Below are 15,898 nucleotides of genomic sequence, written 5' to 3'. Positions count from 1 at the left end.
ATTATGGATACAATATTTGATTGGTTAGATAAAAAACATCTAAAATATAACGATAAAAAATTGATAGAAGAAGCGTTCATACACTCTTCTTATGTAAATGAAAACAAACTATATAAACACGATAATGAACGTTTGGAATTTATGGGAGATGCTGTCTTACAGCTTTGGTCCACACGAAAACTTTTCTCGCTAGAACCAGCGTTAAGTGAAGGACAGATGACAACCTTACGTGCACAGCTAGTTTGTGAGGAAGCATTGGCTGCATATAATCGACAGCTGGGGTTGTGGCATTATCTTCGCTTAGGTGTTGGAGAAGAGAAAACAGGAGGAAGACATCGAGATTCCATTTTGGCAGATATGTTTGAAGCTTTTCTAGGGGCAATGTATTTGGATCAGGGTATGGATGCTGTAGATGTAATACTGGAAGAAGTCTTGACACCTGCGATTTCACGACCAAAAAGTGAAAAAGTAATCGATTATAAAACAAAATTACAGGAATATGTGCAGGGTGATACACGAAAAAATGTACATTATGAAACAGTTCATATTAGCGGTCCTAGCAATAAGCCTGAATTTGAAGTCATTGTTTTGCTGGATGATATTATTCTTGGAAGAGGAAAAGGCTTGTCTAAAAAAAGAGCAGAACAAATGGCCGCAAAAGATGCATTTGAAAAAATGGTAAAATAAAAGGAGAAATATTATGATTTATGCTTTATATCTTGTTTTAGCAGTATTGGTTGTTTTTCTATCTGTACGTCTATCGTATTATGTGGATTGTTTAGATAAGAAAACAAACTTATCTGGTGCATTTATTGGAGGAGTCATGCTGGCTGCTGTTACTTCTTTGCCAGAATTGTTTACATCTTTAACGGCTGTATTGGCGTTGGATCAGCCAAATTTAGTACAGGGGAATGTACTTGGAAGTAATATCTTTAATCTTTGTGTGATTGCGGGAATTTTATTGTTTGCGAGCAAAAAATACCAGAATGCAGTTTTGGCGAAATCACATCGTACAACATTGATATATGGAATTTTGATGTATGTTATCATATTCTTGGGAATCTTTATTCCAAAAGAAATTGGACTTGGAATCATAAATGTGAATTTTGCATCCATATTGATTCTTGCTGTATATCTTTTGAATGTGAAATTTATGAAACATGATGAAAGTGCACAAAGTGAAGATGATGAGGATATTCGTTTAACAACAGGACAAATCATGGTACGATTTGTATTGTTTGCGATTGCACTTGTTGCAGTAAGTATTTTATTAACACAGGTAACTGATCGAATTGCGGAAGAGCTGCAGCTAGGAGCTACCGTAGCAGGGGCTATTTTCTTAGGTGTTGCGACATCTTTGCCAGAATTAAGTGCATCTATCAATCTGGTGCGTATTGGGAATTTCAATGCCTCTTTTGGAAACATTGTAGGAAGTAATTTGTTTAACTTTATTATTCTTTCATTTGCAGATATTTTATATGTAAAAGGCGGTATTTATGTAAAAGAAGGAAGCGTGTTAAATCTTCTTTTGTTTGGGGTGTTCTCGATGTTTATGACATTAGGAATTATACGTTTTAAAAAGAATAGAGCAGCAGTGTTGCTTTGCAGTATTTTGGTACTTGCTTCCTATGTGACAAGTATTGTGTTGTCAATGTAGGAAAGAATAGAGAATAAAAATCGTATAGAAGTTTAATAAATAACTTCTATGCGATTTTTATTTCAATTGGAGGTTTACTAAAAAAGTACAGGATATTGTGTTTATTTTATTATAGATATTGAACACTAAGGAAAGAGAATAAAGTTATTTTTATTTATATTGCGAATATTGGTTATAGAATGTAAGTTTCTTGTTGTTGTACAAATAATTAGTTATAATCAGAAACATGATGAACAACATCAAGTAAATCTTAAGGAGGAAAACAATGAAAAAACAGAAGTTCATATCTGGTATGGCGGCAGTGCTGACTGTATGCATGAATGTAAGCGCTTTACCAGTGTCTGCTATTTCATCTCAAGTTTTTGCGATTGATGATTTAGTGGAGTTTACTGATAAAACAGATCGAGGTAAATGGGATAAAACAAGTGGAAATGGTTCCATCTCTTTTCAGGATGGTCAAGGTGATAATGGGTTTATGACAGTAAAATCGAATGGAGATACTATTTTCGCAGATACCAGTACAACAAAACGTGCAGATGGTTTTGTCGAAATGGATATGAAGATGACAGAAGCTCCAACAGGGGCAAGAATGGCGATTATTTTCCGCTATAATAGTCCAACTGATTGGGAAGGAATAGGTATTGATCATGGCGACTGGACATGGCTTAAAGGATCTGATAAATGGGGTTCAGTTTCTTCAACAAAGAAAATCTTTACTTCAGTTGGGGAAAAACATCATTTGCGTGTTGAATATCGAGGAAGTAACCTGAAAGTTTTTGTAGATGGTGAACAGGTAATAAATCAAGATATTAAAGAATTAAATGGTGCAAAAGAAGGAAATATTGGTATAAGGCTTTGGGGCGATATACAGGAAAATTTTGATGGACATTGTGCCTTCCAGGTAGATAATGTAACTACAGGAGATTTACAAGTAGAAGCAGGAATTAGCCCAGATAACGTTACCATTCCCTATGAGGAAGCAGGAAAAGAAGATGTAGTCTTTACGATGACAGAGGTAAGTCCAAATCTAAAAATGATTAAAAATGGTGATGTTTCTCTTATACAGGGAAAGGATTATACAATTGATGGTACCAATGTTATTCTTTCAAAAACGTATGTGGAATCATTGAAAGAAACAGCAGTAACAGACTTAACATTTGTTTTTGAAGATGAACAGGAAAAAACATGCCATTTATTCATTGAAAAACAAGAGGAAGTTGTAAGCTATATAAGAAATTTCAAAGAAGGAAAAGATGGCTTTGAAAAGGTTTTAGGAAGTGGTTCATTACAGGTAAATAAAGATTCTGTGACAATACAGGGAGATGGAGTATTTGTTGATAAAAATTCAAAGATTTTAAAAAATCAAGAAGTAGAATTTACATATGATCCTATAAATAACAATTGTAACTATGGTGTGATTTTGAGGTATACATCTCCTAGTGAATATATTTATGTAGGTCCATCAGGACAAAATGCACAGCATTATACAAAATGGGGAATCTATGGACCAAATGGATTGATTCAGGAAATCGAAGATAGTGGTTTCATATTAGAGGGACGAGAAGTACCTTATAATGTAAAAGTACGTCTAGTGGATAATATTATTACTATCTATGTGGATAAAGAAGAAATATGGAATGGGACAATTGATGGAATTACAATGAAACCAGGGAAAACAGGGTTTCGTACAACAAATAACGCAGGAATGACGATACAAGGCTTTACTCAGGAAACCGCTGTAAAATATAAAAAAGCAGCAAATGTTACTTCAAAACAAATCCAATCGAATGAAATGAGTGTAAAAATGGATACCGCATTTCCTCGTGTAGAAGAATATACATTAACTACAGGTGAAAAAGTAAAAGGGCAAAAAATTGCTTTACATCAAGTAGAAATTAATAATAAATTGTATACACCAAAGGTAACATCTGAAATAAATGGAAATAAAGCGATGTATCATATGAATATAGATGAGCTTAAGTTATCTTTTGATGTTATTTTTACGGTTGAAAAAAATGTGCTTTCTATGGATGTAGAAAATATCAAGGAAAGTGATACGAAATTATATACGCTGAATTTTCCAAGACATAGTTTGATTTCCATGTCCAGCAAAGATCCAAGTGCACAGCTTCGTGTGAACAATTATAAGGAAGAAAAGCGGATCAATCTTAAAGATGCAAAACCCTTTGAACATTACAATGAAACAACGCTGACTGTCTTAAGCAATGATAACGTGGCAGCCGCAATTAGTGGAGAATCATACAAAAATCGTCATGAAATGGCATATCAAACATTTGCGCTAGGAGATCATACTTCAACTGGTATATGGGTAAATGAATACACATATCGAGGACTTGATGGAGAATTGTATCGCAAGCATTACAGTGATGAACAAAAAAATGAACCATGGGCAAGAGTGGCAATTACGACAGATTGTAACAAAGATAGTAAAGTGGATTATCAAGATGGTGCCATTGTGTTACGTGATGATTGTATGGAACGTAAAACTGGTGCTGATACCGTAACAGATAGCTGGAATATGATTGCGATGAATGTAGGTTCGGAAGCACAATATCCATTCCTGCGTATTCTTGATAATGCGAAGAAAATGTCTTTAGCAACCGATAACTTTAGTCAAAATATTATTATCAAAGGATATCAAAGTGAGGGACATGATGCATCTCATCCAGATTTTGCGAACTATAACAAACGTGCTGGAGGTTTAGAGGATTTTAAAACATTATTGGAAGAATCACAAAATTATAATACAAAAGTAGGAGTTCATATTAATCATACAGATGTTTACCCAGAAGCTCCACAATACGAAAAAATAAAAACAGAATTAGGAGCATGGTCATGGTATGATTCCGCAAAACAAATCGTTCGAGAAAATGATGATTTAGATAAAACATCTCAGGGGCTTGATGGAAGACTTGAGCAGTTATTTGATAAAGATACAGAAAATATGTTAGATACTGTTTATGTTGATGTATTTTTCGGTACACGCTGGCCAATGTACAAATTGGTTGATAATATCAACAGCAGAGATATGGCACTAGGTACTGAATATGTTGATGAAATGGTATCTCACAGTGTATTTGCACATCATATTGGATCAAATTTTGGCGGAGCAGGAAATCTAGTTAGAATTGTGGATAATAGCCAGGCAGATATATTTGCTAATCATCAGCTATTTAGAGGTGCAGCAAGTCGTGCAAATGAGGATATAGGAATTGATGGATGGCAGGGAGCGAAAGATATGAATAAAGCAATCCAGTCATTCTATGAAAAAATTCTTCCAAATAAATTTTTAGCACAATATCCAATTATGCAGTATAGCAGTGATGAGAAAGCTGTATTAGGTAACAAAAATGAAGTTGTCACAAAAATGGAAAATGGTAAAAATATCATTACGCTGAATGAAAAAGCGGTTGCGAAAGGAAATCAAATCTTTATTCCTTGGGAAAATGAAGATAAAGAAAAAGAAGGAAAGATTTATCATTGGAATCCGGAAGGTGGAACAACTACATGGGAACTTCCAGATTCCTGGTCAAATGTAACAACTGTTAAATTGTATGAATTAAGTGATGAAGGGAAAAAAGAAGTAACTTCAGAAGTGATTCAAAAAGATGGAAATCGTGTAACGATAAATGCGAAAGCGAAAACAGGATATGTACTGTACAAAGATAAAGTTGCACAAAAGGATATGAAAACTGCAGATACAATGGAGTGGTCTAGTGGTTCACCGGTAAAAGATATGGGCTTTGATTCTCATAATTTCGATGAATGGAAGCCATCCTCCAGTGCAGAAAATACAGATCATATAACAATAGAAAATAATGAAATTGGAAATTCTCACTTATATATCAAAGGAGAAAACGATGGAAAAGTTACACAGACTTTGACAGGATTAATTCCAGGACAAACGTATGCTGCTTCTGTTTGGTGCATCACAGATGATGGAAGAAAAGCAAGTATTGAAGTTCAAAATGGTGATGAGGTTGCAGTGAATTATATGAATCGAAGCAATGTAACTTATGGAGTACACCATAATGATAAATATAAAACAAAAGCACAGCGTATGCAGGTTAGATTTACAGCACTATCTGATAGTGCTACTTTAACATTATCTGCTGCAAAAGGAAAAGATGCACAATCTATTGTTGATTTTGATGATGTTCGTGTTGTAAAAGTAGATCCAAGTACAAATCCAGATCCAAAAAAATATACGTATTGGGAAGATTTTGAAAATACAGATCAGGGATGGGGTGCATTTATATCTACGGAATCTGATCAATCTCATCTATCACAGAAAAATCCTGTAAATCCAGAAGTAACAGATGATGTGATTGATGGAAATTATTCTTTAAAAGTACGTGCTGGAGATTATATGCGTACGATTCCTTCCACTGTTCGTTTAGAACCGGAAACGGAATATAAGATTGGTATTTCTTATAAATCACCAGCAGCAAATGCATTTATTTTTGCGGTAAAATCGGATAAAGCAAAGGAAGCAAATGATGAAGCACATGCTGTGATTGCAAGTATTGATGCGATAGATAAAGAAGGAAATCTGGAATTAAAATTTACAACTGGAAATTATGATGACTACTATATTGATATTACGAAAAAAGCAGGATCGGAATATTACTTGGATAACTTCTATGTACAGGCTGCACGTCCAATAAATAGAGAAACTTTAGGACAGTTAATACAAGAAGCAAAACAACTTGAGGAACGTGCATATACACCAGAAAGTTATGCGAAAGTGGTGGAAGCAATCAATAAAGCAAGCAAAGTTTTAGATGATGCACAGGCCTCAAAGGAAGAAATTCGTGATGCTTATAAAGGTTTGGAAGCAGCTATAGAACAGCTAGTTCCTTATGCGCTTACAGAAGAAAAAGCTTCTTTAATGGAAATTGTTACAACAATGAAATCGTTACATGCAACCGATTACAAACAAGATGATAAATGGATGAAATTACAGACATTGATCAAAGAAGCAGAAGCATTATATAAAAATGATAAAGCAACTTCTGTACAGGTTAGTGATATGATTCGTGATTTGAATGATGCGAAAGACGCATTAAATCCAGTTGTTGATCGCAGTGCATTGAAAGAAATTATGAAAAAAGCAGAACGTGTGGATCGTAATGCGGTAGTAGATGGAGCTGAATTACAAACATTTCTTTCTGCGATTGAAAATGCGAAAGCTGTGGACATAAAACCTGGGGTAACAGAAGAAGAAATTGCATCTGCGACAAAAAAATTACAAGATGCATACAATATGATTCTTTTAAAAGAAGATATGAAAAATCAAATGGTAAATGAAGCACTTAAAAAAGCAGATGTAAAAGAAGAATATTATCTTGAAGAAGATTGGAAAGCCATTACAGAAGCAAAAACAGCATTGCAGGAAATGAGTACACAAACAAATGTGAAAGTTGCAGACTATTATGAAGTCTTAGACAAGCTAGAAACTGCATTAAACAATAAATTAAATCGTCCAGTAATTTCATCAAGTATAGAAATTGATTCTTCTGCATTTGACATAAAATCGAATAATGAACAGCCGCAAACGGGAAATGAGGGACCAATTGCACTTGCCTTTGATCAAAATCCAAACACTTTATGGCACAGCAAGTATGAACCAAAAGTTCCTGTTACTGCTCAAAATCCCGCACAAATTACGATTGACATGAAAAATGTGTATACTGTGAATCAGTTCTCTTATTTACAGCGGCTTACTGGTGATAATGGTAAAATAAAGAAATTTAATTTATATGTTAAAAACAATGAAAGCGATGATTGGACTAAAATTGTTGCGGATGGTACATTTAAAAATGTAAATGAAGTGCAAAAAGTGAAATTTGAACCTGTACAGGCACAATATGTAATGTTTGAAGTTACAGAAGGTATAGGAAATTTCGCATCCGCTGCAGAATTAGCAGTTTATGAACAGGCTTCTGATTTCTCAAATCTTCAAAAGGCAATGAGTGAATTTGAGAAAAAAGATCCAAAGCAATATACAACTGCAAGCTATACTGCTGTGAAAAAGGTATATGATGAAGCAGTGGCAATGTTAGATAATCCATTAACAGAACAAAAAAAGATTGATGATATAACTGGAAAATTGAAACAGGCAATTACTTCTCTTGAGTTACTTGCGACAGGAACAGATATCCAAATGTTAGAAAATGCAATTGAAGAAGCTAAGAAAATAGATTTGACTGAATATAAGGATACAAAAGCATTTGAAGCTGCATTGAAAGAGGCATTAGATGTTCAAAAGGATATGCAAGATGGTAAGGAAGTAACACAAAAGGAAGTGACATCAGCTGCACTTGCATTAGTTGAAGAAATGAATAATTTGGTACCGGTTGATAAGCCATCTGTAGATTATAGTAAACTACAAGAGGAAATTGACTCTGCTATTCATGATTCACAAGCTTCGAAATATCCTGTACAGCTTTGGGATGCATATCAGAATGCATTAAATCATGCGAAAACAGTTCTTAGTAAAGCGGATGCTACACAAGAAGAAGTCGATAATGCCTTAAAACAACTTCAGGATACACGAAAAGCATTAGAAGATAGCTTGAAAGATGATGGTTCGATTCCAAGTACTCCAATTGAACCTGGAAAACCAATCGTTGTACCAGAACCACCTAAAAATCCTGAAGAAGGACAAAACGAAACGGATACATCTGAAAAAACAGATAAGGAAGAAAATGAATCTTCTATTAAAACAGGCGTTCGTAGCAATACTGCTATTTTAGGTATAACTACAATTGCTGCATTAGGTGCAATGGTAGAGCTTATAAGAAAAAAACGTAAGAATTAAAGATGCCAAAATATAATGAAAATAGAAGAATATATATATGATGCTATGATTGAGCAATAAGGGAATAATGCAAATGTAATTATTTTATAAGCAAATGATGGTTAAAAAGGAGCGATATATCAAGAAATGATGTATTGCTCCTTTGGTTTTTATATCACAGGATACTTTAGGATTAGGAAGGCCGCTAAGAACATAAAAGGAAAATTAAGGAAATCTAAAATAGAACCGTTAAGGTTCTTAAGAGCTAGGATAAATTTGATGTCTGATATAACTTTTGTTATACGATTTGACAGGAGAAACTTCTTATTACTTTTATATCAATATGTATATGGTAAGTTATGAAAAATTAGCGTATTATGATTATGACAGATATTATCATCCTATTGTAAATGATCTTATCTTAAAAAAATAAGATTCTTGCATTATTTTTTGTATTTTTCCTTCTTTTTCTCGTATTAAGTTATGTGGAGAGTTTTAGGAGGTGAAATACGATGCAGATAGAAGCTGCAGCGGCTATTGATCAGCTGTCAAACAAAGAAATAAGCTATGATGAATACTGCAAGAAGGTTCTTATGAACAAATATGTACTTTCCCATATTTCAAGACATGTCATTACAGAATTTAAAGGAATGAGCATAAAGGAAGTTTTAACCTGTCTTGAACCAGATACAAAGGAAGGTATCAAACAAAGCGAAAAGATTAACGGTATGAATACAGAGGATATAACAGGAAAGGGTGGACTTGTTCGCTATGATGTATTATGTGGTCTAGGCTTGCCAAATCATGAAGGAAAAGTAGATATGTTCATGAACATTGAAGCACAGGGAAAAGACAATATGGGATATCCATTATTGAAAAGAAGCATATATTATGGAAGTCGTTTGCTGGTAAGGCAGAAGAATACACCCAATGGATTTCAAAAGACAAACTATGAGGATCTAAAGAAAGTATATTCCATCTGGATATGCATGAAACACAGTAAAAAGAAAAGCGGTGTAATGAATCGCTATTCCCTGCATGAAGAACATTTGGGAACAGCTTATGCATTTCCCAAAAGACATTATGATTTGATGAACATTATCATGATCTATCCACCAAAAGAAGTAGAGGATATCCATGATGGAACGTTCATGACACTTTTGTACATACTGTTTACATCAGGGATGGATTCAACAAGGAAAAAGGAAATTCTTACAAAAAGCTATGGAATACCAATGACAAAAGAACTGGGGAAGGAGCTGGAAGATATGTGCAATTTAAGTCAGTATATTAAAGAAGAAGGAATCCTACAGGGACGTAAGGAAGGACGCAAACAAGGCCGTAGACAAGGTCGTAGAGAAGGGCGAAAGGAGGGGCTTGTAGAAGGACGTAAAGAAGGAATTGAAAAAGGACGCAAAGAAGGAATTTTGGTAGGAGTTAAAAAAGGGAAGGCTGATGAAAAAATGGATATCGCAAAGAAAATGAAGGCAGAAGGATTTGACAATGCTTTGATTGAAAAACTAACAGGAATCCTTCTACATTAGAATTACATACAGAAAACCTCTTTGTATGCGTATATACGAAGAGGTTTCATTTTTAGTGTGGAATAGAATAAGTAGAGTAAAAACGACAAACAAAGAAATATATACTTTGAACTGATGTTTTAGAAACGTAATATTTGTTATTCTCGTTTTCTTTAATTAAGTTTACTATGAAGTATGTATGAATTTGTTTAAATTATGATGTTCGTATGTATTATTGAAATAAATCTGTTTTAACTTTTTTCTGAAAATGAATATAAAAAAAGAAAATTAATTTCACAAAGAAGGCGTAAAATCAATAATCATTTATTAAATATATTGGTAGAAAATGATCTTGTAAGTTGTTTTAGTATGAAAAGTTCAAGAGGATAATAGTAACATAAATGAGATATAAGGTAGTAGAGACATATTTCCGTAGAATTATGGAGGGAATTAGATTTGTAAATGTACTCCTCTTATACAGATACAATAATATGAATTATCATTAGGATTACAAGCACAATGGATAAATGTCTGTGCATTTGAAACCATTTTGTTTTTAATTTTACTCGTGCATAAAAAGTCCTTGCCAAAGCAATAATAAAAATCCAGAGAATTGTTCCTGTTATAATTTGAATGTTTAATTCAAAATTATCTGTGATACACAATAGTCCGTGTATTAACCCTATAATAATTATAGTGATCCCTAAAGGCTTATGAACGTTTCTTAGAATCTGATTAAGTTTTTTATTTTTAGAAATTCTTCCGATTACTTTTGAAAGAAGTAAAATACATATTGCGAATGATATCCATCCAAACCAGTGACTAATCATTGTATATTTACCTCCATTTTATAAGGCTTTTGATTGGTTAATTGCGTTAGATTTTATCATAGTAATATGTATGTATAGGTCAAACGATAAAGAATAAAGCTCTTCTAAGATTTTATGAAACTTTTCATGCTGCTATTAATAGGCACACTTCTATATGGGAAAAATAAAAAGAAACAGACAAGTATCTGCTTCTTACTTTATTTTAAGAAAAAACGAACCATTCTTTCGTATAGAGAAGTATATGGCTGATAACGCATAGGAAGATCCAGCCATGTCTTTTTGTCAACAATACTTTTTCGATGAGAGAATGTTTCAAAACCAATTTTTCCATGATAAGAACCCATTCCACTTGCACCTACACCGCCAAATCCCATTTGAGAGTTGGCAAGGTGAATAATCGTATCATTTATACATCCTCCTCCAAACTGACATGTTGTTGTCAGTTTTTTAATAGTTTCTTTCTTGCTGGAGAAGACATAGAATGCTAGTGGATGTTCTTTAGATTGTAAAAGCATAATCAATTCATCAAGGTTACGATAGGTTAATACTGGCAGAATAGGTCCAAAAATTTCTTCCTGCATAACTGCATCACCCCATGTTACATGATCCATTACCGTAGGTTCGATCTGCAAAGTGTTTTTATTTGTATTTCCGCCATATACAACTTTATCAGAATTGATCAGCTGAACAATACGAAAGAAATGTTTCTCATTGATAATTTTTCCATAGTCTGAATTCTTTAGTGGATCTTCACCATATTGTTTTTTGATTTGTTGTTTTACTTCCTTAAGAAACTCATCTTTTAAGATTCTTCACAATAAATATAATCTGGGGCAACACAAGTCTGTCCACAGTTTAAAAATTTTCCAAATACAATACGCTTAGCTGCCAGCTTTATATTTGCACTGGAATCAATGATGCAAGGGCTTTTTCCACCTAGTTCTAATGTAACAGGTGTCAAATGCTCACTTGCTTTGCGCATGACTTCTTTTCCTACACTGACGCTTCCAGTAAAGAAGATTTTATCAAATTTTCCTTCTAAAAGAGATGTGTTTTCTGCTCTTCCTCCACTAACAAGCGCAACATATTTTTCATCAAAACATTCATCAATGATTTTCTTTATGATTTGTGTCGTATTGGGAGAATATGCACTTGGTTTTAAGATAACGGTATTTCCGGCAGCCAAAGCATCAGCTAGAGGTTCTATCGTTAACATAAATGGATAGTTCCAGGGACTCATGATGAGGGTTACACCATAAGGACTTGGTTTTGTATAACTTCGAGAGACATATTGTGCCAAAGGTGTACGAACACGTTTTTCTTTTGAAAAAGAGTGAGTGTGTTTGATCATGTAGCTAATCTCACTTAAAGAAAGTCCTACTTCACACATATAGCTTTCAAAATAACTTTTACCTAGATCTTTTTTTAAAGCTTCTTCTATTTCCTGTTCATATTTTAAAATGGCAGTTTTCAATGTTTTTAAAGCATTGATTCTATATTGCACATCAAGTGTTTCACCACTTAAGTAATATAATCTCTGCTTTTCAATTAAAGCCTGTATTTCTTCTTTTTTCATTTGTTTTCCTCCATGACTTGTATATAAAATTTTTCTAGCTGTTTTGCATCCATTAATTTTGGTACTGGATATAAAGGGTTTGCTTCTTTATCTGCATAAGCAGCTAATTCTTCTATATCTTCTTTTTTGATTTGAGGAATCGTGTTTGGAATATGAAATTTTTTCTGCATATCTTTGATTGCCTGTATAAATTTTAAAGCACTGGTTTTTTCATCTTCCTTATCATTGCTTAGTCCTGCTGCACAGGATAGTTTATGTAATTTTTTATATGCACTTTCTTCATAAGCTTCCAATACATTGGGAAGTAAGATTGCATTTGCCAAACCATGTGCTATATTATATTTTCCACCAAGGGAATGTGCTACTGCATGGACATAGCCCACATACGATTTGGTAAAGGCACTTCCTGCTAAAAAAGAGGCATGCAGCATATGTTTTCTTGCTTCTATGTCATTTCCGTTTTCTACCACTTTTGGCAAGTTAGAAAAAATCAGTTTCACTGCTTCCAGCGCATCTTTTCTTGTTTCTTTTGTGGTAGAACGTCCAATATAAGCTTCTATGGCATGTGTGAGAGCATCCATGCCTGTTGTAGCACTTATGTGTGCAGGAAGGGATAGGGTAACCATAGGATCTAAAACAGCATAGTGAGGAATCAGGGAGAAGTCGTTCATTGGGTATTTATGTCGTGTCTTGCCATCGGTAATGACGGCTGCAAGGGTTGTTTCGCTTCCTGTTCCGGCAGTTGTGGGAATTGCAATCAACAAAGGCAGTTTTCGCAATACTTTTAAAATACCTTCCATTTTATCTAGGCTTTTCTTTGGTCTTGCGATGCGTGCTCCTACTGCTTTTGCACAATCTATACAAGAACCTCCGCCAAAGCCAATAATTGCCTGACAGCTGTTTTTAATATACAGTTCTCTTGCTTCTTCTACATTGTCGCTTGTAGGATTGGCAACGGTTTTATCATATATAATACATTGAATATCGTTTTGTTTCAGATGATTTTCCAATGACTTTGTCAGATGAAGACTTCGAATACTTTCATCACTTACCAAAAGTAAAGAAGAAATATTTTTTTCTTTTAATAATGAAATACAGGCTTCATAATCATTTAAAATCTTTGGCTTTCGATAAGGAAGCAACGGAAGTGCACATCGAAATACGCTTTGATAGGTTCTGCAATATACTTTTTTAATCAGATTCATAAGACTCCTCCATCATCTACAATTTCCTGCAGATTGTTTTTTATCTTTGTTAGACAGGAGTAAAATATACTTCTTTCTTCTTCTGTTAATCCTTTTCCACCTTTTGACAAGGCAACATCAATACGATCCATAAAAACTTCTGTAATTTGTTTTCCTTTTGAAGTTAAAGATAATGCATTGCGATAACGACGTTTTTCTGTTGTTTCTTCATAAAAAACAAGATTTTTTTCTATTAGCTGTTTGATAATTCTGGAAATTGCAGCTTTATCTAATAGACATTTCTTACTTAACTGTACAGGTGTTAAAGGTATTTCACTTTTATGCAGGTAATATAGACATAGAAAATGGGTTCCTTTTAATCCCAGTTCTTCCATTTCTGCACTTTTGATTTGCTGTATATTTCGATAGATAGAATGAATGCCAGATAAAAATAGTTCAAATCGATCCATAGTTTTTTCCTCTCTTTCTTTAAAGAGTGTAACAAATAAGATGTTGATATGTCAACATCTTATTTAGACATAATTGTATGTATGTGGTTAAGAAAGCAACTTACATCCTTTTTTTTAAAAGGGCGTGTTATACTTATTACAAGATAAGAAGACTTATAAAAGGAGGTATTTGAGATGAGTAAAAATGTATTTGATGATTTAAAAAACAAGGTAGTCGTGGTTACTGGTGGAACTAGAGGAATTGGCTTTGCGACAGTGAAAGCTTTCTTGCAGCAGGGAAGCAAGGTTGTTATGCTGGGTTCTAGAAAAGAAACGGTAGATAAAGCATTACATGAGTTAAGTGAGTATAAGGATACTATCATGGGACGCTATATTGATTTAAATGATTTATCGGCATGTATTGATCTTTTAAAAGAAGTTTTACAAGAATGGGGAAGTGTTGATGTATTGATCAATAATGCAGGTGTATCTGACTCCAAACATTTCTATTCCTATGAAGATGCTGATTTTGATCGTGTTATGAATATTAATCTTCGCTCTGTATTCTTAATGAGCAAAGCAGCTGCAGAAGTCATGAAAAAGCAGAAAAAAGGGGTTATCTTAAATACAAGTTCTATGGTAAGTATTTATGGACAGCCTGCCGGAGTTGCTTATCCTACAAGTAAATTTGCAGTTAACGGGATGACTAAATCATTGGCAAGAGAGCTTGGAAAAGATGGAATTCGTGTAAATGCGGTAGCACCTGGTATCATTGCGACAGATATGGTAAAGGCATTAGATCCAAATATGATTTCAGCAATGGCAAAAGGAGTTCCTGTGCAGCGTTTAGGGGAACCAGAAGATATTGCGAATGCATTTCTGTTTTTAGCAAGTGACATGGCATCGTATATCAGTGGTGCTGTTTTATCCGTAGATGGAGCATATGTATTAGGATAAAGCTGTGGCTGTTTTCACAGCTTTTTTTGACATTCTTTTCTTTGTGGGGTACAATAAAAAATGAATATGTCTTTTCTTATGATAGCTAAAAAGCACATAGATTTAAGAAAATCATAAGAAATACTTACAAAAAATACTAAGGAAATTTCTCTAGAATATAGAGGAAGAAAGGAAGAATGTCTATGTTACGATTTTTTAAAGAAAAACATATCTGGATCATTCCTGTATATACCGTTTTTTATTTAGTTAGTTTTTATTGGCTGGAGCAGCGCGATATTAATCAGTTTCATCTTATTCATACACCATTAGATGATGTAATTCCATTTCTGCCAATTTTTATTATTCCTTATCTTTTATGGTTTGGATATATTGCTGCCGTTGTTGCGTATTTTGCGTTATTTAATAAAAATGTAAAAGAATACTGGCAGTTAATGGCTACTTTAGGAGTAGGAATGACAGTATTTTTAATAATTTCATGGTTATATCCTAATATGCAGCAGCTTCGTCCTGTATTAGATGGCACTAATGGTTTTTGGACTGGTTTGGTAGCAAATTTATATGCAGTTGATACGAATACAAATATATTCCCAAGTATTCATGTGTTTAATTCAATCGCAGTATGTATTGCGATATTTGAGTGTAAAACATTAAAAAATCATAAAGGAATAAAAACAGGCTGTTTTGTGTTAAGTGTTTTGATTGTCTTATCTACCATGTTTTTAAAACAGCATTCCCTTGTAGATGTTATTTGTGCAATGTTGCTGAATGGATTATGCTATATCTTGTTCAATACTTCTTTCTTGCTGAAACGATACATGCGTCTAAAAGAGTATTTGCAAAATAGAAGAGAAGTACAAGCTAGTGATGATATTAAAAGAATGTTATAATAAAACCATAGA

At 33.7% G+C, this 15,898-nt stretch carries 11 protein-coding genes; 6 read left to right on the top strand and 5 right to left on the bottom strand.

Annotated features, from left to right (window positions below):
* Positions 1-3: 3 nt before the first annotated feature.
* The 4 genes from rnc (at position 4) to A9CBEGH2_RS05770 (ending at position 10,024) form a co-directional block, all read left to right on the top strand.
* Positions 4-687 carry a ribonuclease III gene (gene rnc / locus A9CBEGH2_RS05785; protein WP_115716081.1) on the top strand — a complete coding sequence of 228 codons (684 nt, stop codon included), beginning with the start codon at positions 4-6 and terminating at the stop codon, positions 685-687.
* A 13-nt stretch (positions 688-700) separates the two neighbouring features.
* Positions 701-1,657: a sodium:calcium antiporter gene (locus A9CBEGH2_RS05780; protein ID WP_115715297.1), complete on the top strand. Its 957-nt coding sequence runs from the start codon at positions 701-703 to the stop codon at positions 1,655-1,657.
* Between the two features lie 265 nt (positions 1,658-1,922).
* Positions 1,923-8,501, top strand: a complete 6,579-nt coding sequence (locus A9CBEGH2_RS05775; protein WP_197739448.1) for an endo-alpha-N-acetylgalactosaminidase family protein — start codon at positions 1,923-1,925, stop codon at positions 8,499-8,501.
* A 491-nt stretch (positions 8,502-8,992) separates the two neighbouring features.
* Entirely contained in the window at positions 8,993-10,024 is a 1,032-nt protein-coding gene (locus tag A9CBEGH2_RS05770) for a hypothetical protein (RefSeq protein ID WP_163104407.1), read from the top strand.
* Positions 10,025-10,476: 452 nt separating this feature from the next.
* Here A9CBEGH2_RS05770 and A9CBEGH2_RS05765 read toward each other — a convergent pair whose 3' ends face one another.
* The 5 genes from A9CBEGH2_RS05765 to A9CBEGH2_RS05750 all read right to left on the bottom strand — a co-directional run bounded on the left by A9CBEGH2_RS05765 (position 10,477) and on the right by A9CBEGH2_RS05750 (position 14,063).
* A complete protein-coding gene (locus A9CBEGH2_RS05765; RefSeq protein WP_118277019.1) occupies positions 10,477-10,833 on the bottom strand; it encodes a hypothetical protein in 357 nt (118 codons plus the stop codon).
* A gap of 197 nt (positions 10,834-11,030) precedes the next feature.
* The gene (locus tag A9CBEGH2_RS12615) at positions 11,031-11,603 is read right to left on the bottom strand and encodes an aldehyde dehydrogenase family protein (RefSeq protein WP_332066398.1); all 573 of its coding nucleotides are present in this window, start codon (positions 11,601-11,603) and stop codon (positions 11,031-11,033) included.
* Positions 11,604-11,635: 32 nt separating this feature from the next.
* Positions 11,636-12,409 carry an aldehyde dehydrogenase family protein gene (locus A9CBEGH2_RS12610; RefSeq protein ID WP_332066396.1) on the bottom strand — a complete coding sequence of 258 codons (774 nt, stop codon included), beginning with the start codon at positions 12,407-12,409 and terminating at the stop codon, positions 11,636-11,638.
* The gene (locus A9CBEGH2_RS05755) at positions 12,406-13,614 is read right to left on the bottom strand and encodes an iron-containing alcohol dehydrogenase (protein WP_163104405.1); all 1,209 of its coding nucleotides are present in this window, start codon (positions 13,612-13,614) and stop codon (positions 12,406-12,408) included. The genes A9CBEGH2_RS12610 and A9CBEGH2_RS05755 overlap by 4 nt, the downstream gene beginning before the upstream one ends.
* Positions 13,611-14,063, bottom strand: coding sequence for a MarR family winged helix-turn-helix transcriptional regulator (locus A9CBEGH2_RS05750; protein WP_163104403.1), 453 nt, complete (start codon positions 14,061-14,063; stop codon positions 13,611-13,613). Before A9CBEGH2_RS05750 ends, A9CBEGH2_RS05755 begins: the two co-directional genes overlap by 4 nt.
* A 174-nt stretch (positions 14,064-14,237) precedes the next feature.
* Between A9CBEGH2_RS05750 and A9CBEGH2_RS05745 the strand changes: the two genes are divergently transcribed.
* Positions 14,238-14,999, top strand: a complete 762-nt coding sequence (locus A9CBEGH2_RS05745; protein WP_163104401.1) for an SDR family NAD(P)-dependent oxidoreductase — start codon at positions 14,238-14,240, stop codon at positions 14,997-14,999.
* Positions 15,000-15,181: 182 nt separating this feature from the next.
* A complete protein-coding gene (locus A9CBEGH2_RS05740) occupies positions 15,182-15,886 on the top strand; it encodes a phosphatase PAP2 family protein (protein WP_197739447.1) in 705 nt (234 codons plus the stop codon).
* Positions 15,887-15,898 lie beyond the last annotated feature (12 nt).

Origin of the sequence: Amedibacterium intestinale (assembly GCF_010537335.1) — a bacterium.
Lineage (GTDB): Bacteria > Bacillota_I > Bacilli_A > Erysipelotrichales > Erysipelotrichaceae > Amedibacterium > Amedibacterium intestinale.
The sequence above is the reverse complement of the archived record's forward strand: the minus strand, read 5'-3'. Positions and strand labels throughout refer to the sequence as shown.